This window comes from Streptomyces sp. NBC_00554 (genome assembly GCF_041431135.1).
Lineage (GTDB): Bacteria > Actinomycetota > Actinomycetes > Streptomycetales > Streptomycetaceae > Streptomyces.
The window spans coordinates 572,142-597,485 of record NZ_CP107799.1 but is presented as its reverse complement, the minus strand read 5'-3'; the positions used below and the strand labels follow the sequence as shown (position 1 = coordinate 597,485).

Genomic DNA, 25,344 nt, shown 5'->3' with positions numbered 1-25,344 from the left:
GTATGAGCAACGCAGACCGGCACGGGATGATCGCGCAGGCCGTCAGGGAGTCGGGAAGGATCACGGTCCAGGAACTCGCCGAACTGACCGGCGCCTCCGAGATGACCATCCGGCGCGACCTCGACACGCTGGCGGCGCAAGGCGTCCTCGAGCGTGTCCGTGGCGGGGCGCGCACCCTGCTGCTCAGGGGCGAGGAGCCGCCCTTCGTGCTGCGTGCTCACGAGGCCGTCGACGCCAAGCGCCGCATCGCGGCGGAGGTGTCCTCGCTCATCGCCGACGGTGAGACCGTCCTCCTCGACAGCGGCACCACATGCCTGGAGGTCGCCCACCTGCTGCGCCGGCGGCCGGTCACGGTGATGCCCCTGTCATTGCAGGCCATCCATGTATTCGGCGAGGGCCCGGGCCCGGCCACGCTGATGGTTCCAGGCGGGCAGCCTCGGGCCGCCGAGGGAGCCCTCACCGGCCCCCTCACCCTCGCGTCCCTGGCGGCACTGCGCTTCGACACCGCCGTCATGGGCTGCTGCGGTCTGAGCGCAGCCGACGGCCTGACCGCCTACGACCTCGATGACGCGGCCGTGAAGAAGGCCGGCATCGCCTCCACACGCCGCATCATCGTCGCCGCGGACGGCAGCAAGCTCGGCCACACCGCCTACGCCTACGTCGGCCCCGCCACGCTCCTGCACACCCTCGTCACCGATGCCACGGCACCCGCCGACGAGGTCGCCGCGCTCGAAGGCACCGGCACCGTCGTCAAGGCCGTATGACAAGACCGTCCCGAAGGGCGAGGTGATCGTGCCCCGCGGGCGCTGCCGGCACGCTGCTGCTCGTGCCGGTCACTTCCGTTCCAGTGCGGCCAGCCGCAGCTCAAGCTGGTCGACCCGGTGCCGTAGCAGGGTGACCTGGGCTTCCAGGCTGACTTCCCGTTCCGCCCTGCGTTGAATGCGCGGTGACGCGGCGGCGCGCTCGATCACCGCGTCCAGCTGGACCAGGCGCTGCGGCCCGTTCGGGCCGTCCGCCAGCCGGGACTGGATCTCGCCATTGCGGTACCAGGACCGCAGGGCCGAGCGGGAAACCCCCGTCTCGGCTTCCGCCCTGGCCAGCGTGACCCAGGGCGTCTCGTCCAGCCGCTCGAACAGCTCCAGCTCGTTCTGCCAGCGCGTGAGCCGGTCCTCCCAGTCCGACGGTGTCTCCATCACACCCTCCCTTCAGCACGGTGACCCTATCAATAGCAGTGTATTGACAGGGTTGAGACCCTGGAGCCATGACTTTTGAAAGGTTCACGGTGGAAGCCCGCAAGGTGGTCGTGACGGCTCAGGAGGAGGCGAGGCTGCTCAAGCACAACTACATCGGCACGGAGCACATCCTGTTGGGGCTGCTCGACGCGCCGGACAGCATGGCGGCCAAGGTTTTGCACCGGCTCGGGTACGACAAGGAGACGGCGCAGGTCGACATCGCCGCGCTGGTCGAGCCCGGCACGCAGGAGCTGAGCGGCCACATCCCGTTCGCGCCGAGCGCGAAGAAGACGCTGGAACTCGCCCTGCGCGAGGCGCTGCACCTGCACCACACCTACATCGGTACGGAACACATCCTGCTCGCCCTGGTCAGGGAAGGTGAGGGCGTCGGCGCCAAGGTGCTTGCCGATCGGATCAGTCCGATCAGCAAGATCCGTGCCGCGGTGCTGGCGTCAGTGGAGGGATCGCAGGACGTCGCGGTCGGCCCATGGCCGGTCGGCACATCCGCCACCGAGGACACCGTGTCCGCCGCCAGCGCGCTGGCCGGTGGCGCACCGGTCGGCAGCCATCACCTGCTTGAGGCGATGCTGCGGACGGAGAACAGCATGGCCGCCAAGGTTCTGCGCGAACTCGGGGTCGACCCGGAGGCGGTCGCCGCCAAGATCGACGAACTGGATCCGGAGTCGACCACGGACGCGAACCCGGAGGAGGCCGCCGCACGCAGGATGGAAATCCGGCTGGTCGACGATGAGGTGCACGTGATCCTGCGGGACCCGACAACGGTCACGCTCGCCAAGAAGGTCACCGAGCTGTCCGACGGCCCGATCCAGGGCGTCGGACCGGTGGCCGGCATGTTCGTCCCGCTCTGGCGGTCGACCAACCAGCTGCTGCTGCAGATCCAGAGCGTCCTGGAACCGGAACCCGAAGAAGAGGATGGATCTGCCGCGAGCGGCGTGGCCAAGGTCGTGCGTACGGTCCTCGCGCCCCGGCTCCGCCGGTGAACCGGCGGATCAGCGGGCCGGAACCCGTCGGTGGGGCAGGCGAGGACGGGGGCGTGGTGAGCGAGGATGCGCCGGCGCTGTTCTCGCCGGCGGCCAGGGCGTGGTTCACAGGCGCGTCCACCGACGCGCAGTGCGGCGCCCGGCAGGCCGTCGCCGTTGGCCGGCACGCGCTGGTGGTCGCGCCTCGCCGAACCGTCCGGGGCCGCCCGGCTGACGACGCTCCCGGCCGAGGCGATCGGCGAGTCCGGGATCGCGTTCTGCGCCCCACCGGCGATGGCCGGCGCGCACTACGGGTCGAACTCCCGCGAGCAGGCAATACGGCGAATCGGAGGCGACCGTGACCACCGCCACCACCATCGCCATCGTCGGAGCCGGACTGGGTGGCCTGGCCCTTGCCCGGGTGCTGCACGTGAACGGCATCGACGCCGTCGTGTACGAACGGGAATCGTCACGCGACGCGCGTGGACAGGGCGGCATGCTTGATCTGCACTCAGGAACCGGGCAGCGGGCGTTGCGCGAGGCCGGCCTGATCGACCAGTTCCACGCGATTGCCCGCGGTGAAGGCCAGGACATGCGCCTTCTCGAGCCGGACGGCACCCTGCTGCTGCAGGAGGACACGCCCGATGACGCCCCGCTTGAGCGACCCGAGGTCGACCGTGCCGATCTGCGCAACCTGCTGCTGGACTCTCTCCCCGAACACACGGTGCGCTGGGGGCGCGCGTTCGAGTCCGCCGACAATGGCCTGCTGTACTTGGCCGACGGCAGCAGTGCGACGTACGACCTGCTGGTCGGCGCCGACGGCGCGGCCTCCCGGGTCCGCGCGCTGCTCACCGACGCCCGCCCGGCGCACACAGGCCAAAACGTCGTCGAGCTCGGCATTCCCGACATCGACCGCACCCACCCCGACCTCGCGGCGATGGTCGGGCGCGGCAACTACTGGGTGCTCGGCAACGGACAATCCCTGTCGGCGCAGCGCAACGGTGACGGCCGCGTGCGCATCTACCTCAGCTTCTACGACACCGCCGAGGACTGGTTCGCGACCAGCAGCATCCCGTTCGGCGACCCAGTCGCCGCCCGGGTCCGGCTGATCGACCTGCTCCCCGGCTGGGACTCACGGTTCACCGCGCTGATCGCGGCCTGCGACGATACCGTCCTGCCACGGTCGATCACCACTCTCCCGGTCGGCCTGACCTGGCCGTCGAGGCCGGACGTCACGCTGCTCGGCGATGCCGCGCACCTGATGCCGCCGGTGGGGCAGGGCGCCAACATGGCGCTGCTCGACGGCGCCCTGCTCGGCCTCGCGCTGGCCGCGCACCCGGACGACCTTCCCGCCGCAGTCAAGGAATACGAACGCGAGATGTTCGAACGCACCGGCGCTGCGGGCCGACAGTCTGCGCACATCCAGGAAATCCTGACGTCGCCGGACGCCGGCCGGAAAATGCTCGCGTTCTTCCAACCGGGCTGAAGGCAACCGAACATGACCAGGCAACCGGCCGCACCTTCACGGCCCACGGTGGCGTCCGGGCCGTGTTCGTCCGGCGCCGGGCGCATCGCATGCCGATGCATGGGTAATCGCCGATGATCGTACGGGGAGAACGTGCCCCGGCCCCCGACACCGCAGTGGAGTGTGCTGATGCAGCTGAATCTCGAAGGACGGACCGCGCTCGTCACCGGCTCGACGCAGGGCATCGGGGCGGCGATCGCCCAGGGCCTGGCAGGGGCGGGTGCCCGTGTCGGCGTCAGCGGCAGGGATCCGGACCGTGTGCGGGAGGCCATCGAGCGGTTCGCGGCGCAGGCACCACAGGCGGAGTTCGTTCCCGTGGCCGCCGACCTTGGCACCGAGGAAGGAGCGGCCACGGCCATGGAGGTCCTGCCCGAGGTGGACATCCTCGTCAACAACCTCGGCATCTTCGGAGCCAAACCGGCGCTGGAGATCACCGACGACGAGTGGCGGCGCTACTTCGAGGTGAACGTCCTCTCGGCGGTCCGCCTCACCCGCGCCTGTCTGCCGGGAATGACGGCCCGCGGCTGGGGGCGCATCCAGTACATCGCGAGCGACTCGGCCATCGCGGTCCCGGCCGAAATGATCCACTACGGCATGTCCAAGACCGCGCTGCTCGCCGTGAGCCGGGGTTTCGCGAAGGAGGCCGCGGGGACGGGCGTCACCGTCAACTCCGTTATCGCAGGGCCCACGCACACGGGCGGAGTGGAGGACTTCGTCTACGAACTCGTGGACCGCTCCCTGCCCTGGGACGAGGCGCAGCGCACCTTCATGCGCGAGTACCGTCCGCAGTCGCTCCTGCAGCGGCTGATCGAACCCGAGGAGATCGCGAACCTCGTCGTCTATCTCAGCTCGGACCAGGCATCGGCGACGACCGGGGGAGCCGTACGGGTCGACGGCGGTTACGTCGACTCGATCCTCCCGTAGGAGACGACCTTCGCCGGCTCAGCCCAGTGTTTGCGCCCAGTTCGCCGGAACCCGCCCCGCGGGCCCCGGCGCCGGCTGGTCCAGGGGATGGCTCAGCGGGGGAGCGAGGTCCGGACCCGACTCGTACATCTCGGAGGAGTCGTAGTTCCAGAACCAGTTCTCGCCGGGTTCGAAGCTGCGGACGACGGGATGGCCGCTGCTCTTCGCGTGTGCGGTGGCGTGCTTGGCGGGCGAGCTGTCGCAACAGCCGATGTGACCGCACTGGGCGCAGCGCCGCAGATGCACCCACCATCCCTCGACGGCATCGCATTCGACGCACCCCGTACCGCTCGGCGGGACGCTCGGGTCGATTCCGGCAGGCAGGGTCATGACGGCTCCTGGGAGGTGTCGGGGGCTGTTGACGCGTCGGGGTCGCCCTCCGCGTCGGCATCCGGGTCCACGGCGGTCAGCGGAAGACGTACCTGGAAACGTGTGTCACCCGGGACGGACTCCACATGGAGGCTCCCGTGGTGCTTGTTCACGACGATCCGCCAGGAGATGTCCAGGCCGAGTCCCGTGCCCTCGCCCACCGGCTTGGTCGTGAAGAAGGGGTCGAAGATGCGGTCGCGGATCTCCGCGGGCACCCCGGGCCCGGTGTCGCGGAACTCGACGAGCATTTGGTCGCCGTCGAGTGCGGTGCGCACGGTGAGTTCGCCCTCGCCGCCCATCGCCGAGACCGCGTTGTCGATCAGGTTCGTCCACACCTGGTTCAACTCGCTCGGATAGGCGGGGATGTTCGGCAGCGTGCGGTCGTACTCCTTGACGACCCTGATGCCGGAGCCGATCTTCCCGGAGAGCATCATCAGTGTGCTGTCCAGCAGTTCGTGCACATCGGCGACCTGGTAGGGCGCGCGGTCGATCTGCGAGTACTGCTTGGCGGCGTCGACGAGGTGCGAGATACGGGTCGTGGAGTCCTCGATCTCGTTCATGAGGAGCTCGGTCTCCACGGTGTAGTTGAGCCACCGCACCGCGCCTTCGAGGGTTTGCTCGTCCACGGCCGCGGCGACCTGGTCGAGCCAGTCCGTGTCGAGACCCGCCTGCACGAACGTCGGCGCTAGCTGCCAGCCGCCCGCGATGTCGTGCTCGTCGAACCAGTCGGCGAGAGCGTCCTCCCGGTCGGAGGCTTCGAGCGGGCTGAGCGGGGTGGCCTTGGCGACCTGGTCGGCAGTCCGCTCCTGGATCTCGACGAGCGTTTCGAGCGTGACGCGCTTGTACGGACCGGTCGCGATCACGCCGAGCTTGTGCCGCATCCCGGCGACCCGGTCCCGCAGGGCGGAGGTGGCCCGAACGGCCGCCGCGGCCGGATTGTTGAGCTCGTGCGTCAGTCCCGCGGACAGTGAGCCGAGCGCCAGCAGCCGCTCACGCTGACTGATGGTCCGCTGGGTGTTCTGGCTGCCGAAGAACAGGCCCTCCAGCAGATGGACGGCCATCGGGAACCATTCACGCAGGACCGCGGCGAACACCTCGGCGGGCAGGATGAAGAACCGCGAGGGCTCGGTGACCCGCAGGGAACCCTTGTAGCTCTTCTCGTCCGGACCTCCGCCCAGATAGGCCTGCATGGCCCCCGCATACACCCCGACCTGCGAGCTGCGATTGATCTCCACGTCGTCACCGCCGACCCGGCGCGACATCACGAGGTTGCCTTCGAGGAGCACGAAGAAGCAGGTGGCCGGCTCGCCCTCGCGGTACACGTAACCGGGCTCGAACAATTCCACGCGGCCCTCGCGGCACAGCCGGTCGAGCTGGTCCCCGTCGAGCTTCTCGAACAGGAACAGCTTCGAGAGTTCTTCGATACTGCACGGCATCGGCTGTCCGCTCACGACTGCTCCAGATAACGGTGTACGAGCATCACGGCCATGGCTCCCTCTCCGACGGCGGACGCGACCCGCTTCGCGGACTCGGCACGCGCGTCCCCGGCCACGAACACGCCGGGCACATTGGTCTCCAGGTGGTACGGCGGCCGGTCCAGCTCCCAGTCCTCGGGCGGCTGCCCGTCCAGGGTCATGTCGGGCCCGGCCATGATGAATCCGCGCGCGTCCCTGAGCACGGTCCCCTCCAGCCAGTCGGTGAGCGGGGCCGCCCCGATGAAAACGAACATCCACTGCGCGTCGACGAGTTCGGTGTGCCCGCTCGCCACATCCCGCAGCGTCAGCTGTTCCAGGTGGTCCGAACCGTGCGCGGCCTCGACGACCGTGCCGGCGCGCACAGTGATGTTGGGCGCGTCCGAGATCTGCTGGACCAGGTAGGCCGACATCGAGGCGGACAGGGACGAGCCGCGAATCAGGATGGTGACGGACTTGGCGCCGCGCGCCAGGAACATGGCGGCCTGCCCGGCCGAGTTCGCCCCGCCCACGATGTACACGTCATGGCCCTGGCAGGCGGCCGCCTCCGTGAGCGCCGAACCGTAGAAGACCCCGCAGCCGGTCAGATCAGCCAGCCCGGGCGCGTCCAGCTGCCGGTAGGACACTCCGGTCGCCAGGATCACGGAGTGCGCGGCGATCGCGGAACCGTCCGAGAAGTGGATCGTGCGCGAGGCCCCGGTGACCTCGAGCCCGGTCACCTCCCGCGCGGTGAGGATCTCGGCACCGAACTTCGCCGCCTGCCGCCGTGCCCGGTCGGTGAGCTGCGCCCCGGACACCCCGTCCGGGAAGCCGAGGTAGTTCTCGATCCGCGAGCTCTGCCCCGCCTGACCCCCGGTTGCCGACCGCTCGACGAGGACGGTCCGCAGCCCCTCGGACGCGCCGTACACGGCCGCCCCGAGCCCGGCGGGACCACCGCCGATGACGACGAGGTCGTAGAACTCGGCCGTCGGCGTCGTGGCCAGCCCCACCTGGGCCGCCAGATCCGGATCATCGGGCTCCACCAGCGGCGTACCGTCCGGAGTGATCACCAGCGGCAGCCGTTCCCCGTCCTGCCCGGCGGCGGCGAGCAGCCGTACGCCCTCGGGTGTGTCGGACGAGTACCAGCGGTACGGCACCTGATTGCGGGCCAGGAACTCCCGTACGCCTGAGGAGCGCGCCGACCACCGGTGGCCGACCACCTTGCAGATGCCCACGGGCCGGTAGTCGCTCGCCCGCCACGCGTCGAGGAGGTCGTCCAGGACCGGATAGAGCTTCTCCTCCGGGGGATCCCACGGCTTGAGCAGGTAGTGGTCGAGGTCGATCACATTGATCGCGTCGATCGCCGCGTTCGTGTCCGCGTACGCGGTCAGCAGCACTCGACGCGCGCCCGGATAGACGTCGATCGCCTGCTCGAGGAACTCGATGCCGTTCATCTGCGGCATCCGGTAGTCCGCCAGGATCACCGCCACCTGGTCGCCGCGCAGCTTCAGCTCGCGCAGCGCGTCCAGCGCGGCCTCCCCGGACTCGGCGCGCACGATGCGGTGCGACTCGCCGTAGCGGCGCCGGAGGTCGCGGGCCACGGCGCGCGACACTCCGGGATCGTCATCCACGGTCAGAATGACGGTCCGCGTTGGACTGGCGGCCTGTGCCATACGTCTCCCACCCCGAGCAGGTAAGTGTCGTCCCGGCCGTACGCCCACGGGCGGCCGCGCGGCAGGTACAGGGCCAATCGTATGTACGATCGGTCGGCTTTGCTCTGGAAGCGGGTACTCAGGCGGGCGGGGCAGCGGTGTCCGCCCGTGGTGGCAGGGTCTCCCGGACCTTGGGGAGAATGTTCGTGACGTAGTCGTCCACGACCGTGTCCAGGCCGATGTCGTGCTGAGCGTGCTCGGACAGGTACCAGCGGTGTTCGAGGAGCTCGTGGTACAGCTCGGCCGCGTCCATGGAGCCGCGCAGGTCCAGCGGCACGGCACGGACCGTCGGACGGAACACGTCCCGGACCCAGCGGTGTGCGAGCACCTCGGGGCGGGCGGCGAGCGGGTCGCCCGGCGCGTAGTCGTCCTGGGTGGCCATCCAGCTCTCCAGGTCGTTCAGCAGCCGGCGTGCCTGGTTCTCCTCGGTGTCGAGCCCGGTCAGGCGCAGCAGCTGGCGCTGGTGGTGGCCCGCGTCGACGACCTTGGGGACGAAGGTGACGGTGTCACCGTTCGAGGAGTGCGCTATCTGCATCTCGGCGACGTCGAATCCGAGGTCGTTGAGGCGGCGGATGCGCCGGTCGATGTAGTGGTGCTTGCCCGCCGGGTACACCGATGTACGGGTCAGCTCGTCCCACAGTCCCTGGTAGCGCGCGCAGATCTCCGCACCGAACTCGATCGGGTCCACGGAGGGGTGCAGGGCTCCGGCCGCCTCCAGGTCCAGCAGTTCGCCGCTGATGTTGACGCGGGCGAGATCGAGGTCGTACTCCCGCTGCCCGCTGCTGAGCTGGGGGTGCAGATCCCCGGTCTCGGCGTCCACGAGGTAGGCCGCGTACGCCCCGGCGTCCCGCCGGAACAGCGTGTTGGACAGCGAGCAGTCGCCCCAGGCGAACCCCGCCAGATGCAGCCGGACCAGAAGCACGGCGAGGGCGTCCATCAGCCGGTGCATGGTGGCGGGCCGCATCGTCGTCTCGAACATCGACCGGTACGGCATCGAGCCGCCCAGATGCCGGGTGATCAGCACGGGCTCCAGCGGCTCGCCCTTCTCGTCCGTGCGCTCGGTGACCACGGCGAGCGGGTCCACCGCCGGGATACCGAGCCGGTCCAGGCTGCGCAGCAGCTCGTACTCGCGCACCGCGGGCCGCTCGGCCAGCTCCTTGACCGCCACGACCTCGGCCCCGGCGCGCGCATAGCGCACCACGTGCCGTGAGATGCCGCGCGGCAGCGGGACGAGATAGTGCTCGGGCCACTCCTCCAGGGGCAGCTGCCAGGGAAGTTCGAGCAGGAGCGCGGGATGCTCCGGGTTGGTGGCGCTGATCTGCAAAGCCATCGACGTGCTGCCCTCGTTCAGGGACCTCGGAGTCGAACACGGTCCGGCCCAAGCATCTACGAATGATCCCCGAGGCGGAAGACGGATCGGGCGTTGCCTGCCAGGAACAGCTCGGTGGCCTCGTCGTCGAGGTGCAGGTCGGCGAGGTGTTCCAGGGCCTGAGCGGGAGTGATCATCGGGTAGTTGCTGCCGAAGAGGACCTTGCGGCGTCCCCGGCCGCGCAGATACTCCACCAGCTCGGGCGGATAGCGGCGCGCCGTGTAGGCGCTGGTGTCGATGTAGACCCCTGCGTGCTTGTCGGCCACCGCGATCATCTCCGTGGTCCACGGGTAGCCGATGTGTCCGCAGACGATGGTCAGTTCGGGGAAGTCGAGTGCGACCTGGTCGATGTACGGGATGGGCCGGCCGGTCTCGGAGGGGCGCAGCGGTCCGGTGTGCCCGACCTGCGTGCAGAAGGGGACGCCGAGCTCGACGCAGGCGGCGTACAACGGGTAGTAGAGCCGGTCGGTGGGCGGCAGCTGCCACAGCCACGGCACGATCCTGAGCGCCACGAAGCCCAGCTCCCCGACGGCCCGCCGCAGCTCCCGCACGGCCGCGACCGGCTTGCTCAGGTCCACTCCCGCGACGCCGCGCAACCGCCCCTCGGACTGAGCGACGAAATCCGCGACCTCGTCGTTGCTGATGAGCGGCCCCTGCGGTCCGTACCAGGCGGCGCACAGCCCGGTCTCCACATCGGCGGCGGCCAGCGCGGCCACCGTCGCCTTGACCGACAACTGCTCCTCCAGGAGCCCCTGGCCCGTCCAGCGGCGCAGTGACTCGAACATCTCGTGGTTGGAGTGACGGAGTGTGGGGTGCTGCATCCACGCGTCGACGACCGGCATGATTCCGTGCCTCCCCGAGCCAGTGACTAAGCGATTGCTTACCCTGACCCTAGGGGGAGCCCGGCCACCTGGCTACTGCGATACGGCATCCACGAGAGCCCCCAGCGCGACAGCCAGACGTGCAAGCCCCGGGCCCGCCGGGCCACCCGGCTCGCTCATGTACGTATCCCGCCGGATCTCCACCATCAGAGCCGTGACCCGCGGCTCCCGCTCGTAGTACCGCAGCGGGACGTACGTACCGGAGAACGGGCTGTCGATCCCCACACCGCCGACGCCCGCGAACGCCTTCTCCGCCAGGGCGAGGAGTTCGGGCGGTGTGTGAAAGCCGTCGGTGCCCAGGCAGACGGGCGGCCGGGGACCGTCGCCGTGCAGTTCGTAAGGCAGGCGGGCACTCGGATACGAGTGGACGTCGACGACCACGGCCCGCCCGGTGGCGGCCAGCCGGTCGGCCACCGCCGCCGTCATCGCCCCTGCGTACGGGTGGAAGTAACGGTCGATCAGCGGTCGCGGGTCGGCCTCGGCGGGCCGGAGCGGCGCCCGGTGCGTGGTCCGCGTGTAGACCGCGCCCATGCCGACGGCCCGCATTTCCTCCCGTTCGTCGGGGAAGCGTTCGGGGTCGATCACCAGCCGGGACAGCCGGTTGACGAACCGCCAGGGCGTGACGTCGGCCGCCTTCGCCACCACCGCGGCCAGTTCCGCGGTGTGCGCGTCCGTGATGTGGTCCAACTCGCGCTCCAGCGCCGCGTCGTCGAGCACGATGCCCTCGCGTACCCGCGCCGGAATCTCCCTTGAGGAGTGCGGCACATGAAGGATCACGGGGGAGCCGGCGGCGCCGGGAAGGAGTTCGAAGGAGTCCGGGGTCTCGGTCATACGAGATTCCTACACGGTGGCGCTTGTGGACGGTGGCGCGTCAGCTCACCTGCTGCCGCCGTGGCGCGCGTAGTGCTCGATCAGCGCGGCCCGGGTCGTTTCGAGCCGGTGGGCCAGGATGGCGGCGATCGTCCGCGTCAGGGACAGCTCCAGCGTCGCATCGGCGTCGCAGAGGGTACGCACGTCCCCGGCATCGAATTCATAGGCGCGTACGGGACTGAAGGCCTCGGCGCCGAAGTCCCACCGGTGCGGAGGGAACAGCCATGACCAGCCGAGCAGATCACCGGGCCCCAGCGTCGCGACGGAGATGCGTCTCTCCGCGACCACCCGCTGGTACAGGGAGACCGTTCCGGAACGCACCACCCAGAAACGGTCGGCGGTACCGCCTGCTTCGAAGATCCTTCCGTCCGCTGGGAACGAAACCTCCCGGGCCAGGCTCATCAGCCGTTCGCGATGGTCGGGGGCGAGGGCGGGCAGGAGCCGGAGAGCAGTGGGCATCGCGGACCTCCATCGCGCCGCCGTGGGGCTGAGGGGTCCGGCGGCGCCGGTCGTACCGGTTGTATCCCGTCACCCTCTATTGGAGCCTGATCCGCCGGTTCCGTCGCGTCGTGGGCGAGGAGACTTTGTGCGGACACGGTCCGCTACACGACGGCCTTCGACGTCACCGTGAAGTGCGCTCCGTCGGGATCGCTGAGGATCGCCTCCGTCGAGCCGAGGCCCTCCTGATTGGCGGTGCCGCCATGGGCTCGCGCGGCCCGGGCGCAGGCCTCCACGTCGGGGACGGCGAAATGGATCTGCCAGTGCGGCCTGAGTTCGGGATCGGGCGCGGATCCCACCGCGCCCGAGTAGATCCGGGCGACGACGTCGCCCTGGCTGCGCAGTACGACCTCGCTCTCCTCGTAGTGGACTTCGCAGACTCCCGAGGCCGAGGACGCCCAGCCCAGGACCTCTCCGTAGAAGATCGCGGCGTCGAAGGCGTCGCGGGTGTGCAGCCGTATGAAGGCCGGCGCCGCGCGGCGCCAGGTCTCCCAGCCGGCCACGAGCTCGCCCTCCCAGATACCGAAGACCGCTCCGTCCCGGTCGGCGAGGAGCGCCGCCCGCCCCGGCGGGAACGAGATCGGCCCCACCGCTGTCGTACCGCCGCGCTCATGGCTCCGGGCCACGGTTTCGTCGGCGCTGGACACCGCGAAGTACGGGATCCACGCCACGGCCGTCCGCCACAGGGAGGTCACCGCGGAGATTCCGGCTACGGGCACCCCGTCGACCACGGCGATCCTGTACCCGTCGTCCAGCTTGCTCGCGTGCCACTCCCAGCCCAGTACGGCCTGGTAGAAGCGCTCCGCGGCCGCCAGATCGCGCGTGGTCAGACTGACCCAGCACGGCGCACCGAACACCGACTGACTGGAGACGACCTCTCCGGGGAGTGTGCTGTCGCTCTTCATCGCCGTACCGTTCTGACGTAACCGGCCGGTATCCGCCCAGCAGTCGTAGGCCTCCCGTGCCGGAAGGCCTACGACGGCATCAGTAGTACCTGCGGATCCGCTGTCCCATCAGCTCCAGCATCCCCCGGCTCGGCGCAGCGCGCACCCCGCCAGGGGCTACTGGCGCGGACGCTCCAGGGTCAGGAGCAGCCCTTCCACGGCGCCGGGGCCTATCCGCCCCTTGACGTCGGCGGAGGTGATCGCCTTGAGCGCCCATCCGTCCTCGGCGTGCTTGTTCAGGACCTTCTCCAGCTTGCCGCTGTCCAGGGCGTCGCCGATCAGCGATTCCCGGAAGGTGACGACCTTGTACTCGTACGTATAGGGGTTGCTCATGACTACGTGGTTCTCCTGCGCGTCGGTTGGCGTGGCCGGGGCCAGCCAATCACTGTTCGACGGCGGGGCACAGGGGAGGGCCCGCCTCGCACGGATACCTTTGTTGAAGTTTCATACGGAGGGGACCTGATGGAAAAGGCAGCAGAGACCACCGATCACATACACGCCGACGGAACGGGCGGTTCCGGAGACTTCGCGGACCTGCGGGCGCGCGAGTTCGGCTATCTCGACGAGGGCGGGCACACCTACCTCGACCACACGGGCGCCGGGCTTCCCCCGCGTTCGCTCGTCACGGGCAGCGCGCAGCGGATCACCGGAGGGTTATTCGGCAACCCGCACTCCGAGAGCCCGGCCTCCCGCGCCTCCGGACTCCTGCTCAGCGAGGCGCGCCAAGCGGTCCTGCGGAACTTCAACGCCGATCCCGACGAGTACGCCGTGATCTTCACCCCCAATGCGACGGGCGCCCTGCGACTGGTCGGCGAGGCGTATCCCTTCGCCCGCGGCGGCAGACTCGTGATGTCGCTCGACAACCACAACTCGGTCAACGGCCTGCGGGAGTACGCGCGGGCACGCGGAGCCACGACGGCGTACGTACCCGTGAGCGGGCCCGGACTGCAGATCGACGAGAAGCGGCTGCGGTCCGCGCTGTCCGCGCGCGGCCGGGGAATCGGTCTGCCGGGGAGGCGTGACGGTGGCGGCCGCTCGCGCGGACTGCTGGCCTACCCGGCGCAGAGCAACTTCACCGGCGTACAGCACCCGCTGGAGTGGATAGCGGGCGCCCAGGCGTACGGCTACGACGTACTCCTCGACGCGGCGGCCTTCGTACCGGCCAACCCGCTGGACCTGAGCCGGTACCACCCCGACTTCACCGTTGTCAGCTGGTACAAGGTCTTCGGCCACCCCACCGGCATCGGCAGCCTGATCGCCCGCCGGGACGCCCTCGCGAAGCTGCGCCGGCCCTGGTTCTCCGGCGGCACGATCTACGCGGTCAGCGCCCAGGCGCAGTGGCACGTCCTCGCCGACGACGAGGCCGCGTTCGAGGACGGCACGGTGAACTTCCTGTCCATACCGGACATCACCGCCGGACTCGCGTGGATCGACCGCATCGGCATCGACCGCGTGCACGCCCACGTCACCGAACTGACCGGCCAACTGCTCGCGGGCCTACGGGCGTTGCAGCACAGTGACGGCTCCCCGATGGTCCGGGTGTACGGCCCCGAGCGCGCCGACGCGGCCCGTGGCGGCACCGTCGCGCTGAACCTGCTCGGAGCGGACGGCCGGATCGTCGACGAACGGATCGTCACCCGCGACAGCGCCTCGCGCGGTATCTCCCTGCGCACGGGCTGCTTCTGCAACCCGGGCGCCGGAGAGGCGGCCTTCGCCCTGCCGCTGCGCCGGCTTCGCTCGGCGGCGGGCAAGCAACTCGGTTCCCTGGAGGACTACTTGGAGCTCCTCCAGTTGCCGTCCGCCGGCGCCGTCCGTATCTCGCTGGGGGTGTCGTCACAGGCAAGGGACATCGAGACGTTCCTGACGTTCGTGAAGCAGACCTATCGGGACCGGGTGCCGGGGGCGGCGGGGCTGGCGGCGCGGGTGGGCTGCTGAGCCCGCGGGTGTCCAAGGGGAGCTTTCCGGGAGGGGGTTCATCGCCCCGCCCGGCTCCGCGCCGCCCCCTCCCGGCACTTGCGCACCAGAACCACCCACGTCGCCGCCATGAACAGCAGGGCGAAGCCCGCCAGGATGAACCACCCCCGGCTCGCCGGATGCCCGAAGGAGTCGCCGTACGAATCGAGCAGCGGCGGCCCCAGCGGAGAGCCGCCCCCGCGCCACAGCGACTCCAGGCCGACCCCGCTGCCGAGCGCCTCGAACGCCCAGCGATTGGTCATCGCCCAGCTGATCGCCTCCCCGGCCTCCGTCATCCTCGGGACCGGCACGAAGGCGCCCGAGAACAGCACCTGGGGAAAGCACAGCAGCGGCAGCATCAGCGTCGCCTGCGCGGGCTCCGACACCGCGGCCGACGCGAGCAGTCCCAGCGCGAGCGCGGCCGCCGAGGCCAGCACGCTCGACGCGAACAGCGATCCGTAGGTGCCCCATCCCGCCGCGGGCAGCCGGTCCAGGGCGCGCAGGACGACCAGCAGCAGCGCGTCCGCCACCGCGAGCACGGGAAGCATGGTCGTGAGCTTCGAGGCGACATACGGGCCGATCCGCAGCCCGGCCAGCCATTCGCGACGCAGTACGGGCAGCTCGGTGCAGATCTGCAGCAGCCCGTAGGTCAGCCCGAAGAAGAACGCGCCGAACGCGATCCAGAACATGATCATGGCCGTGGACCCCGGATCGGACGACGCGGGATCGAACGCCCCCGAGCGGAACAGCACCGCGAACATCGCCACGATCATCACCGGCGACCCCGCCAGGACCGCGACCGAGAGCCGGTTGTGCAGCAGCAGCGCGGTACCGCGACGCGTCAGCAGCGCCCACTGCCGCACGGCACCAACACGCGGCACTTTGGCGGACGCTGACGGGGACTCAGGCACGTGGACGTCCTCGGGAGCGGCGCGCTCGACGCGTGCGCCGTCGGCCACCGCCTCGTACACCTCCTCGACCGTGCCGACCCCGAACGCCCCGCACAGAGCGGCCGGTTCACCCGCGTACGCGACCTCGCCGCCGGGGGAGAGGAACACGACCTGGTCGCAGCGGAGCAGATCGGCGAGGACATGCGTGGTGAGTACGACGGTGGTGCCGTCCTCGGCCAGCCTGCGCAAGGTCCGCAGCAGGGCGGCCCCGGTGACGGGATCGAGGCCGGAGGTCGGCTCGTCGAGGAAGAGCACCCTCGGCCGGGTGAGCAACTCGGCCGCGATACAGGCCCGTTTGCGTTCACCGCCGCTCAGCGCGCGCACCGGCGTCGCGGCCCGGTGCGAGAGGCCGAGGGCGTCCAGGACGCGGTCCACACTCGCCGTGACGGTCTCGGTCGGTGTGCCCGGGGGCATGCGCAGACCCGCCGCGTAGACCAGCGTCCGGTGCAGCGGCAGCTCGCGGTGGATGATGTCCTCCTGCGGCACGAACCCGAACTCAGGCCCCGGGGGCCCGGGTTGAGCCCCGTCGTGCAGCACCTCGCCCTCGCTCGGCGCGCTCAGCCCCGCCAGGGTCTGCAACAGAACCGTCTTGCCCGCACCGCTGCTCCCGGCGATCACGGTGAGCCGCCCGGGAGTGACGTCGAACGACACGTCACGCAGCACCTGCCCTGCCCCGCGTACCTGCCGGCCCACCCGACGCGCCTGGATACGCAGGCCGTTGACCGACGGGACGCGAGCATCGATGGAGGCGCGTGGGTGCATGGGCGTCGACATGGATGCAGCATGCCAGGGGAGTGTCTGCCTGCGTGCCCTCGGCCCCATGCTCCCGGTGCGCGGCTCGCTCGCCGGGTGGGACGCGCGAGGAAGGAAACCCCGCGGGGCTGTCGTGTCAGCAAGGCACACCGGTCAACGCACCGTAGCGTTACGCACCGTAAAGGCGGGTTCCTGTGACGGCGGACCGATGGTGACGCGATGTGTTGGAGTGCGACGGCCGACCTGGTGGCCGGTGCCGGTATCGCCGCGGTCGGCGTGGCCTGCGTGGCACGTGTGCGCAGGCCCGGTGATCTCCCGCTGGCCGCACTGCCGTTGCTCCTCGGGGCTCACCAGATCGTCGAGGCCGCGGTGTGGGACGCCGGCGGAGGAACGGGCCCCGCCACCGTCGCCTGGGCCGTCATCGCACTTCCGCTGCTGGCGGTGTGGGTGCCGGTGGGCGTGCTGTGCGCCGCGCCGCGACACGCCAGACGCCGGTTGCTGATCCCGCTGGCCGTCGGCCTCGTGACCGCCACCGCGCTCGCGTACGCGCTCGCCGCTCGTCCCGTCAGAGCCGAGATCCGTGGCCACACCGTCGGCTACTTCGTCGACCTGTCCCAGCCGGAACTCCTCATCGCCGGCTACCTCCTCGCCACCATCGGATCCCTGCTGCTCTCCGGCGATCGAGGACTGACGCTGTTCGGTGTCCTGGTCGCCGTGGGCGCGCTGATCACCTGGGCGATGTGGCAGATAGAGTTCGTCTCGACCTGGTGCGCGTTCGCGGCGCTGTGTTCGGTGGTCCTGTTCGGGTGGGTGCGCCGACGCCCGCCGCCCTGACCTGCCGACGAGTTCCTCGTACGCGTGCGTCGGAGGAGCTACCGGGAGGCGGCCTCCGGGGGTTGGCAGGCGGCGCGCTCGTCGAACTCCTCCCGTGCGGCCCGGATCGCGGTGATGTTCGCCTGCGACCAGTCGGTGATGCGCTGCACCAGCCCGCCCACCTCCTGGCCCAGCCCGGTGAGCCGGTACTCCACGCGTGGCGGCACGGTCGGGTACACGATGCGGGTCAGCAGTCCCTCGCGCTCCAGTGCGCGCAGAGTCTGCGTCAGCACCTTCGGTGTCACGCCGTCCAGCCGCCGGCGCAGCTCGCCGAACCGCATGGGCCTGCCGTCCTCCAGCGCCACGAGCACCAGCATGGTCCACTTGCCGGCGATCAGCTCCAGCACGGCACGGGTGGGGCAGTCGCGCAGAAAGACGTCCACGCCACCGTGTTTCCTCAGGTCGAAGCCGGTATCCATGAGGAACCTCGATATCAGACAAGTGCCTTCTTCCGCACGGTTATTGCCCGGGCGGATCATGGGAGGCACCGAGACCCGCCGACGAGGAGTCCTGATGTCCGCCCGTATGCACGCCATTGTCCAATCCGCGTTCGGCGGTCCGGAGGTCCTCACCTACCAGGAGGCCGATGTCCCGGAACCGGGCCCGGGGGAGGTGCTGCTGCGGGTCGCCGGTGCCGGAGTCAATCCGGGTGACGCGGTTCTCCGGTCCGGCCGCGTGCCGGGGCTGGTCACCCTGCCGTGGACGCCGGGCAACGACGTGGCCGGCGTCGTCGAGCGGCTCGGCCAGGGCGTGACGCGGTTCGCGCCGGGCGACGAGGTGTACGGCATGCTCGCAGTCACCCGGCGCGGCGCGTACGCGGAATACACCGCGGTTCCAGCCGCCGCGCTGGCCCTCAAGCCCAAGAATCTCGACCTGGTGAGCGCCGCGGCCGTGCCCCTGGTCGCTTTCACCGCCTGGCAGGCGTTGACCGTCCTGGCCCGGGTCCGCCCCGGCGACCGGGTACTCGTCCATGCGGCGGCAGGCGGCGTCGGACACGTCGCGGTGCAGCTCGCCAAGGAACTCGGGGCACACGTCATCGGCACCGCCCGGGCGGCCAACCACGACTTCCTGCGCGACATGGGCGCCGACGAACTGATCGACTACACCGCCACCGACTTCCGGATCGCCGTGACCCCGGTGGACACTGTGCTGGACCTGGTCGGCGGTTCCTACGGGCCACGCTCCCTCGATGTGCTCCGGCCGGGCGGTCTGCTCATCGGCGCGTCGATCGACCCGGGAACGGACGAGCAGCAGGCCGCCGCCCGAGGCCTGCGCTATGTCTGGGTCACGGCCGAGCCCTCCGGGGAAGCCCTGGAGCGGATCACCGAACGCATCGAGACGGGCCGGCTGAGGGTCACCGTCCAGCGCACCTACCCGCTCGCCGAAGCCGCCGCGGCCCACCGCGCGATCGAGGAGAAGCGCACCACCGGAAAGATCATCCTGGTTCCGTGACCCCGGGGGCGGTCCAGCTCCCGGCTGCTCAACGGCCTAGCCGCCGGCCGGGGCGTAGGCGCTGATGACGTACAGAGCTTCGTCGTCGATCGCGTTCTTCTCCCAGTCGAGGGAGATCCGGACCGGGTGTCCGTCGGGCGCGTACTCCGCTTCGGCCTCGTCCGCGTTGTCACGCCGGGCCTGCTCGAGTTCCTCCAGCAGCCCGCCGATGGTGGGTATTTGGTCGAGTGACTGCCGCACCACCCGCCGAGCGTTGTCGTCGAGGCCAACGGCCTTTGCCACCTTGCCGAAACGGACCGTAACCCGGAACCTTCCGATCAGACTTCGTTCCCCTTCGCTCGACGTCAGGGTGTAGGCGTACGAGGCGGGCTCCTCCCAGGTGGTCGTGGTCAGCTCCGGGGAGGACTTGGCCGCGGCCTTCCCGCCGGAACCGGAGGATGTCGACGCCTCGGTGCCGCAGGCGGCGGTCGCGAGCAGGAGCCCCCCGATCAGTGCGGCGGCGGGCAGGGGGCGCGGGGTGATGCGCAGGTGGGTCATGGCGGCAGTCCCTTCGAAGACGGCTATTGCTATGACGTCCGCCCGCCGGGGAACGTTCGGGTGGACTGTGGCCGGGCGAGGCGTTGCTCCCGCGCCCGCCCCGCGAGGGTTGCGGCAGACGTGACGGGAACGACAGGTTGTGCAAGGACCATCGCGGAGTGACCTGTCAACTATGGATCATAGGATGGGTGGCATGAGCCTTCGTCACGCAGTTCTGGGCCTCCTCGTCGGCAAGCCCGCCAGCGGCTACGACCTGATGAAACTGTTCAATACGTCGCTGGCCAACGTGTGGCCCGCCAACCAGAGCCAGGTCTACGGAGAACTCGCCCGCCTCACCACCGGCGGGCTGATCGACGTCTCCGCCGAAGGCCCGCGCGGACGCAAGGAATACGCGCTCACGGACGCGGGCCTGGCGGAACTGCGCCACTGGCTGACCGAGGTCGAGCCCAAGCAGGTGCGACACAGCGAAGCGCTGCTGAGGGTGTTCTTCATGGGCGTGCTCACCCCTGAAGAGGCACTGGAAAGCCTCGGCAAGCTGACCCGGCAGGCCGCGGCCGACCATGCCCAGCTGCTGGAGGTGCAGGACTCGGTCGACTGGAGCGAGGAGGGCATGCTCACCGCCAACGGCCGGATCGCCCTCGAATACGGCCTGCGCTTCTTCGCCATGCAGGAGGAGTGGGCCAAGTGGGCGGCCCAGCAGATCGCCGCCGCAGCCACCGAGTGAACCGTGGAGGTGCCTCCGTCCAGGGCGTCCCGCCATCTCCGAGACTTTCACATTCCACGATTGACATGTCGCGAGCAGACCTTCTAGTTTCGACATGTCGGATCTCGAGTGTCAGTACGTCATGGAGAGAGACTCAATCGTGGGCTACTTGCGTGGATTCATCCCCTGGATCGCATCGGGCGTCGTTTCATCCTTCGACCTGCGCTGGGGTGCCCTCGCGGGCTTCCTGACCGGAGTGTTCCTGCTCGTGCAGGACCTTCGCAGGCGCGTCGAGGCGGACTCGCTGATCCTGGAGATCAGCAGCATCTGCTACTTCGCGGTGGTGGGCGTCCTCGCGGTCCTCTTCCCGCACTCGGCCCTTGAGACCTACCAGGACGCGATCTCCTTCACCTGGCTCGCCCTGACCGCCTGGGGGACACTCGCGATCCGTCGGCCCTTCACGCTGGGCATCGCGCGCCGCCAGACCCCGCCGGAAGTCTGGAACCTCCCCGGGTTCTACCAGGTCAACGCCGCCATCACGGCCGCGTGGGGAGCCGGATTCACGTTCATCTTCGCCGCCCTGCTCATCGCCCACTTCACCGAGGCGCCCGCCTGGGTGGGCATCACGGCGCATGTCGTCGGCCTCGTCGCCCCCATGATCTTCACCTCCCGCTACCCCGCCCGCGTCCAGGCCCGCATGGAAGCCGCCGCCGCTGCGCAGTCTCCTGACTCGCTCCTCCCGCAAGCCACCCCCCGAGGCCGTCATGCACAGCACTAGCGACACCTCCGCACCTCACCTGGCCGGCAACTTCGCCCCGGTCCCCGACGAGATCACCGCCCACGCGCTCGACGTCACCGGCTCCATACCCCCGGAACTGACCGGCTGGTACCTGCGCAACGGCCCCAACCCTCAAGAGGCCCACTCCGCCCACTGGTTCATCGGCGACGGCATGGTCCACGGCGTCCGTATCGAGGGCGGCCGGGCCGTGTCGTACCGCAACCGCTGGGTCCGTACCAAGACCTTCACCGACCACTCGCCCGTCTACGGCGAGTCGGGCGTCGACCACACCGCGGGCGTCGCCAACACCCATGTGGTCCGGCACGCGGGACGCACGCTCGCCCTCGTGGAGACCTCGTTCCCTTACGAGCTGAGCTGCGCCCCGGGCCATGAGTTGGACACCGTGGGCCCCTTCGACTTCGCGGGCAGGCTCCACACCGCCATGACGGCGCACCCGAAGACCTGCCCCGTCACGGGCGAGCTGCACTTCTTCGGATACGGAGGCCTGTCGGCGCCGTTCCTCACCTACCACCGTGCAGACGCACAGGGCGAGTTGACGGTGAGCCGGCCGGTCGATGTGCCCGCGCACACGATGATGCACGACTTCTTCCTGACGGCCGGTCATGTCGTCTTCATGGACCTGCCGGCCGTCTTCGACCTGGCCCGGGCCGTCGATCCCCACGGAGGCATGCCGTACTCCTGGCGGCCCGAGAACGGTGCCCGTCTCGGTGTGCTGCGACGGGACGACCCGTACGGCACGGTGCGCTGGTTCGACATCGACCCCTGCTACGTGTTCCACACCCTCAACGCCCATGAGGAGAACGAGGGACAGCGCATCGTCCTGCACGGCATGCGCTATCCCTCGCTGGGTGACGGCGTGCTGGTCGACAAGCCGTCCACGCTGTGGCGCTGGACACTCGACCTCGCCACGGGTGTGGTGAAGGAGGAGCAACTCGACGACAGGCAGGCCGAGTTCCCCCGTATCGACGACCGCCTCGCCGGACTCCCCGCCCGTCTGGGGCACGCCACCTCGGCGCCGCTGCCCTCGGCGGACGGCCCCGAGGACACCCGGCAGCGCGCGGCCCTGCACCGCTACGACCTCCGCGACGGATCGGTGGACAGCCACTACTTCGCGACCGGACGCTTCCCGGGCGAGGCGGCGTTCGTCCCCGCCGACGACCGGCCCGGCGGCCCCGGCTGGCTGATGACGTACGTTTACGACTCGGCCACCGACCGCAGCGACCTGGTGATCCTGGACGCCGACGACCTCTCCCGCCCGCCGGTCGCCACCGTCCATCTGCCCAGGCGCGTCCCCGCCGGATTCCACGGCAACTGGCTGGCCGACGCCTGACCGCGACCGGCACGCCGGCGCATTCCCGCCGACGGTGGTGGAATCAGTACCAGGACCAGTAGTCCTGTGAACCGGAGGGACCTGGTTACCTTGCGTCCCTCGGCGCAGAGTTGTCCCATGAACACCACGATCAGGCAGCCGGAATTCAGGAGCCGCGTGACCCCACTGCGGTCACTTCTGGGAAGCACCTACGTCCCGCGCCGGGGCGGCGCACGTCCGGTTCACCGGAATACGTTGTCGGAGTCGTCCCAGGTCGACGGCTCGCCGTGCGTGTACTCCCGTGGAACGCGCGAGGACGTCTGATACATCGCGTCGATCTCGGCGGCGAAACGCCGTGTGATCGCATCCCGGCGCAGTTTCATCGAGGGTGTCAGCAACCCGTTGGTCATGTCGAAGGACTCCGGGAGAACGCGGAACACCCGGATCGATTCCGAACGGGACACCGTGGTGTTGGCGGCGGCGACGGCACGTCTCACCTCCTCGCGCAGTTCGTTCTCTTCGCGGGCGTCCCGGACCGGGGTCTCACCCTTGGCCCGGGCCGCCCGCCAGTGCGTGACGAATTCGGGATCCAGCGTGATCAGAGCCCCCACGCAAGGCCGGTTGTCACCCACGACCACCGCCTGATGGATCAGCGGATGCACGCGCAGACGTTCCTCGAGGGCGGCGGGAGCAACGCTCTTGCCGCCGCTCGTGATGATGATGTCCTTCTTGCGCCCGGTGATGGTCAGATAGCCCTCGCTGTCGAGACGGCCGATGTCGCCGGTGGCCAGCCAGCCGTTCTGGAACGTGGACTCGGTGGCCTGGGCGTCGTTGATGTATCCCTGGAACACCGAGGGCCCCCACACCAGAATCTCGCCGTCCTCTGCCACGTGGATGTCCGTGCCCGGCAGCGGACGCCCCACGGTTCCGAACTTCTCCCGTCCGACCGGCTGCGCGGTGATGCCGCCGCTGGTCTCGGTGAGTCCGTATCCGTCGTGGATGAAGATGCCGATTCCGGCGTAGAAGAGGGCCAGTTCACGGTTCAGGGGCGAGCCGGCCGAGACCCCGCCGCACACCCTTCCGCCCAGAGCGGTCCGCAGCTTTCTGTACACCGCCTTGTCGTACAGGGAGTGTTGCAGCTTCAGGTCGAAACCGGGGCCGGGGCCTGTGCCCAGCCGGTGGCGTTCCTCGGCCTTGGCGAAGTCCTGCGCGGTGCGGACGGCCCGCTCGAACAGCGCACCGCGGCCTGCTCGTTGGGCCGAGTGCATGAAGTTCTTGTAGATCTTCTCGAAGATGAAGGGGACCGCGTACAGGTAGGTGGGCCGGAAGGAAAGGATCGCCGCGGAGAGGGCTTCCTCGTGCAGATCGGGTTCATGGCCCATCAGGAGGCCACCGCGCATGCAGAGCCCCTGGATCATGAGGCCGTACACGTGGGAGAGCGGGAGGAAGGCGAGGACGGCGGTCTGCTGTCCGGGAGGAGCCGTCGTGTGTTTCCAGCCCGCGAGCAGTGTGTCGGCGGTGCTCGCCAGGCTGCGATGCGTCAGGGCGCAGCCCCTGGGGCGTCCCGTCGTGCCGGAGGTGTAGGCGACGACCGCCGTGGAGTCGGGCAGCACGATCCGGCGCAGCGAGTCGACCGTCGTCGCCGGTATCCCGCGGCCCCGCTCGACCAGCTGTGACAGTGCCCCCGTGTCCAACTGCCAGACGTGGCGCAGGAACGGGAGCGCGGCACACGCCGAGCCGACGGTCATCACACCCTGTTCGTCCTCGACCACCACGCCGACGCAGTGGGCGTCCTTGAGGATCCACTCGACCTGCTCGTGCGAGGAAGTCGGGTAGATCGGCACCACTTCGGCGCCCACCGACCACAGCGCATAACCGAGCACGGTCCACTCGTAACGTGTGCGCGCCATGATGGCCACGCGGTCGCCCGGGCGGATCCCGGAGGTGACGAGTCCCCTTGCCAGATCGACCACTTCGTCCCACAGCTCGGCGGCCGTCACCGGTGTCCACGTCGAGGACGAGGCATCAGGACGGCGCGCGATCTGCGCGAGCCCCGGGTTGTGGCGAGCCGTTTCGAAGAGGCTGTCGGCGAGTCCTCCCTGCATCACGGCCGCAGCCGGTGGAGGAAGTTCGGACTGGTGCATTCGCCGCTCCGGGATTCTCCTCGACACGGCCTCACCGAGAGGCGCTGGGGCCGAGGATTCCCGAATCTAGCCCACCCGGACGACCATCGTGCCGGGATTCACAGAGCAGTCCGTCCGCCGCCGGGTTTCCGTGCGGTGGGCGGGGGTTCTCGCAGGCAGTCCGGCCGGGGCGGAGCCGCCGCGAACGGCCTTCGCGGCGGCGTCGAAGCCGCCGGGGCAGAGCGGTTCCACGGGGTGAACCGCCGCTCAGGATCCCCCGGTTGTCTCGTGCAGAATCCGTGCCAGTTCGCGCGGCCGGGAGAACATCGGCCAGTGGCCGGTGTCCAGCTCGACCAGCCGCCAGTGCTCGCTCTTCAGCAGTTCGGCCACGACGTCGTTCGGCTCGGGGCCGTCGAGCAAGCACTTGATGTACGTCGCCGGAAGCTCGCCGAGTGGGCGCGCCAGCACTGCCGGGTCGGTCAGCGTGGCTCCCGGGTGCGGGGTGGAGCCGCCCACGAACCGCGCGATCTGCTCGTCGGTGAGCCCCTGGCCCTCGCAGTCCGCAGCGGTGAGCGGCGCCCAGAAGCCGCCGTTCCCGGCGAGCGCTGCCTCGAACGCGGCCTGGCCCTGCCACCAGCCCGAGGCGAACGACCCGCCGTTCACCGGGACTTCGGAGTCGACGAAGACCACGTGGGACAGCCGGTCGCCGATCCGCTCGGCGGCCTGCCCCACCGGGATGCCGGCGTAGCTGTGTCCGACCAGGACGACGTCTCGCAGACCGAGGCGTTCGACCTCGTTCACGATGTCCTCCACGTGCGTCTGCCGGCCGACCCGGACGTTCTGTCTGTCGGCGAGCCCGGAAAGCGTCACCGCGTGAGCGCCGTGCCCCGCCGCACGCAGCTCCGGCACCACCTCGTCCCACGCCCACGATCCCAGCCACGCGCCCGCCACGAGTACGAATTCAGTCATGCTCGGCAACGTAGCCGAGGGGTCTGACAATCCGTCCCTGGGACGGCGCGGAGACGGTGCGGAGCCCGAGCGGGAGCCGGAGTTACTCGCACGCTCGGTGAACCGTCACTCGTTCACCCTTTCGGGAGA

Annotated in this window: 25 protein-coding genes; 10 read left to right on the top strand and 15 right to left on the bottom strand. The window is 69.8% G+C overall.

All coding sequences use genetic code 11. The features are described from left to right. Positions 1–2 precede the first annotated feature (2 nt). Positions 3–764, top strand: coding sequence for a DeoR/GlpR family DNA-binding transcription regulator (locus tag OG266_RS02835; RefSeq protein WP_371542350.1), 762 nt, complete (start codon positions 3–5; stop codon positions 762–764). Between the two features lie 69 nt (positions 765–833). Here the strand turns inward: OG266_RS02835 and OG266_RS02830 are convergent, their stop codons facing one another. After that, on the bottom strand, positions 834–1,193 hold the full coding sequence (locus OG266_RS02830; RefSeq protein WP_266471454.1) for an excisionase: 360 nt from the start codon (positions 1,191–1,193) through the stop codon (positions 834–836). Positions 1,194–1,261: 68 nt separating this feature from the next. Between OG266_RS02830 and OG266_RS02825 the strand changes: the two genes are divergently transcribed. The 3 genes from OG266_RS02825 to OG266_RS02815 all read left to right on the top strand — a co-directional run bounded on the left by OG266_RS02825 (position 1,262) and on the right by OG266_RS02815 (position 4,661). Beyond that, on the top strand, positions 1,262–2,233 hold the full coding sequence (locus OG266_RS02825) for a Clp protease N-terminal domain-containing protein (protein ID WP_371542346.1): 972 nt from the start codon (positions 1,262–1,264) through the stop codon (positions 2,231–2,233). Between the two features lie 337 nt (positions 2,234–2,570). Next, on the top strand, positions 2,571–3,698 hold the full coding sequence (locus tag OG266_RS02820; protein WP_371542343.1) for an FAD-dependent oxidoreductase: 1,128 nt from the start codon (positions 2,571–2,573) through the stop codon (positions 3,696–3,698). A 168-nt stretch (positions 3,699–3,866) separates the two neighbouring features. Then, a complete protein-coding gene (locus OG266_RS02815) occupies positions 3,867–4,661 on the top strand; it encodes an SDR family oxidoreductase (protein WP_329543697.1) in 795 nt (264 codons plus the stop codon). 18 nt (positions 4,662–4,679) lie between these two features. Here OG266_RS02815 and OG266_RS02810 read toward each other — a convergent pair whose 3' ends face one another. The 9 genes from OG266_RS02810 to OG266_RS02770 all read right to left on the bottom strand — a co-directional run bounded on the left by OG266_RS02810 (position 4,680) and on the right by OG266_RS02770 (position 13,127). Then, complete coding sequence (locus OG266_RS02810; protein ID WP_266471446.1) at positions 4,680–5,030, bottom strand: UBP-type zinc finger domain-containing protein; 351 nt, start codon at positions 5,028–5,030, stop codon at positions 4,680–4,682. Beyond that, positions 5,027–6,520, bottom strand: coding sequence for an ATP-binding protein (locus OG266_RS02805; protein WP_266471445.1), 1,494 nt, complete (start codon positions 6,518–6,520; stop codon positions 5,027–5,029). The genes OG266_RS02810 and OG266_RS02805 overlap by 4 nt, the downstream gene beginning before the upstream one ends. Further along, positions 6,517–8,193: an FAD-dependent oxidoreductase gene (locus tag OG266_RS02800; protein ID WP_371542338.1), complete on the bottom strand. Its 1,677-nt coding sequence runs from the start codon at positions 8,191–8,193 to the stop codon at positions 6,517–6,519. The genes OG266_RS02805 and OG266_RS02800 overlap by 4 nt, the downstream gene beginning before the upstream one ends. A 118-nt stretch (positions 8,194–8,311) precedes the next feature. After that, positions 8,312–9,562: a DUF4032 domain-containing protein gene (locus tag OG266_RS02795; RefSeq protein WP_371542335.1), complete on the bottom strand. Its 1,251-nt coding sequence runs from the start codon at positions 9,560–9,562 to the stop codon at positions 8,312–8,314. Positions 9,563–9,618: 56 nt separating this feature from the next. Beyond that, positions 9,619–10,443, bottom strand: a complete 825-nt coding sequence (locus tag OG266_RS02790) for an amidohydrolase family protein (RefSeq protein WP_371542332.1) — start codon at positions 10,441–10,443, stop codon at positions 9,619–9,621. A 72-nt stretch (positions 10,444–10,515) separates the two neighbouring features. Beyond that, positions 10,516–11,313, bottom strand: coding sequence for an N-formylglutamate amidohydrolase (locus OG266_RS02785; RefSeq protein WP_371542330.1), 798 nt, complete (start codon positions 11,311–11,313; stop codon positions 10,516–10,518). A gap of 45 nt (positions 11,314–11,358) precedes the next feature. Next, a complete protein-coding gene (locus OG266_RS02780) occupies positions 11,359–11,811 on the bottom strand; it encodes a cyclic nucleotide-binding domain-containing protein (protein ID WP_371542328.1) in 453 nt (150 codons plus the stop codon). 143 nt (positions 11,812–11,954) lie between these two features. Further along, positions 11,955–12,755, bottom strand: a complete 801-nt coding sequence (locus tag OG266_RS02775; RefSeq protein WP_266471433.1) for a VOC family protein — start codon at positions 12,753–12,755, stop codon at positions 11,955–11,957. Positions 12,756–12,911: 156 nt separating this feature from the next. After that, complete coding sequence (locus OG266_RS02770) at positions 12,912–13,127, bottom strand: DUF4177 domain-containing protein (RefSeq protein ID WP_266471430.1); 216 nt, start codon at positions 13,125–13,127, stop codon at positions 12,912–12,914. 129 nt (positions 13,128–13,256) lie between these two features. Between OG266_RS02770 and OG266_RS02765 the strand changes: the two genes are divergently transcribed. Then, positions 13,257–14,729, top strand: coding sequence for an aminotransferase class V-fold PLP-dependent enzyme (locus tag OG266_RS02765; RefSeq protein ID WP_371542324.1), 1,473 nt, complete (start codon positions 13,257–13,259; stop codon positions 14,727–14,729). 38 nt (positions 14,730–14,767) lie between these two features. On the opposite strand, the gene OG266_RS02760 is transcribed toward OG266_RS02765, so the two are convergent. After that, positions 14,768–16,471: an ATP-binding cassette domain-containing protein gene (locus OG266_RS02760; RefSeq protein WP_371542321.1), complete on the bottom strand. Its 1,704-nt coding sequence runs from the start codon at positions 16,469–16,471 to the stop codon at positions 14,768–14,770. 198 nt (positions 16,472–16,669) lie between these two features. Between OG266_RS02760 and OG266_RS02755 the strand changes: the two genes are divergently transcribed. Then, on the top strand, positions 16,670–17,284 hold the full coding sequence (locus OG266_RS02755) for a DUF6629 family protein (RefSeq protein ID WP_266471424.1): 615 nt from the start codon (positions 16,670–16,672) through the stop codon (positions 17,282–17,284). A gap of 38 nt (positions 17,285–17,322) precedes the next feature. Here the strand turns inward: OG266_RS02755 and OG266_RS02750 are convergent, their stop codons facing one another. After that, positions 17,323–17,742: a helix-turn-helix domain-containing protein gene (locus OG266_RS02750; RefSeq protein WP_266471422.1), complete on the bottom strand. Its 420-nt coding sequence runs from the start codon at positions 17,740–17,742 to the stop codon at positions 17,323–17,325. A gap of 94 nt (positions 17,743–17,836) precedes the next feature. Here OG266_RS02750 and OG266_RS02745 point away from each other — a divergent pair, with 94 nt between their 5' ends. Next, on the top strand, positions 17,837–18,775 hold the full coding sequence (locus OG266_RS02745; RefSeq protein WP_371542317.1) for an NADP-dependent oxidoreductase: 939 nt from the start codon (positions 17,837–17,839) through the stop codon (positions 18,773–18,775). A 36-nt stretch (positions 18,776–18,811) separates the two neighbouring features. Here OG266_RS02745 and OG266_RS02740 read toward each other — a convergent pair whose 3' ends face one another. Next, a complete protein-coding gene (locus OG266_RS02740; RefSeq protein ID WP_371542314.1) occupies positions 18,812–19,312 on the bottom strand; it encodes a DUF6174 domain-containing protein in 501 nt (166 codons plus the stop codon). A gap of 193 nt (positions 19,313–19,505) precedes the next feature. Here OG266_RS02740 and OG266_RS02735 point away from each other — a divergent pair, with 193 nt between their 5' ends. The 3 genes from OG266_RS02735 to OG266_RS02725 all read left to right on the top strand — a co-directional run bounded on the left by OG266_RS02735 (position 19,506) and on the right by OG266_RS02725 (position 22,144). Then, entirely contained in the window at positions 19,506–20,036 is a 531-nt protein-coding gene (locus OG266_RS02735; RefSeq protein WP_371542311.1) for a PadR family transcriptional regulator, read from the top strand. Positions 20,037–20,175: 139 nt separating this feature from the next. Beyond that, a complete protein-coding gene (locus tag OG266_RS02730; protein ID WP_371542308.1) occupies positions 20,176–20,793 on the top strand; it encodes a hypothetical protein in 618 nt (205 codons plus the stop codon). Then, the gene (locus OG266_RS02725; RefSeq protein ID WP_371542305.1) at positions 20,780–22,144 is read left to right on the top strand and encodes a carotenoid oxygenase family protein; all 1,365 of its coding nucleotides are present in this window, start codon (positions 20,780–20,782) and stop codon (positions 22,142–22,144) included. Before OG266_RS02730 ends, OG266_RS02725 begins: the two co-directional genes overlap by 14 nt. 221 nt (positions 22,145–22,365) lie before the next feature. On the opposite strand, the gene OG266_RS02720 is transcribed toward OG266_RS02725, so the two are convergent. After that, positions 22,366–24,267: a long-chain fatty acid--CoA ligase gene (locus OG266_RS02720; protein WP_371542302.1), complete on the bottom strand. Its 1,902-nt coding sequence runs from the start codon at positions 24,265–24,267 to the stop codon at positions 22,366–22,368. 246 nt (positions 24,268–24,513) lie between these two features. Then, on the bottom strand, positions 24,514–25,215 hold the full coding sequence (locus OG266_RS02715) for an alpha/beta fold hydrolase (RefSeq protein WP_371542300.1): 702 nt from the start codon (positions 25,213–25,215) through the stop codon (positions 24,514–24,516). Positions 25,216–25,344 lie beyond the last annotated feature (129 nt).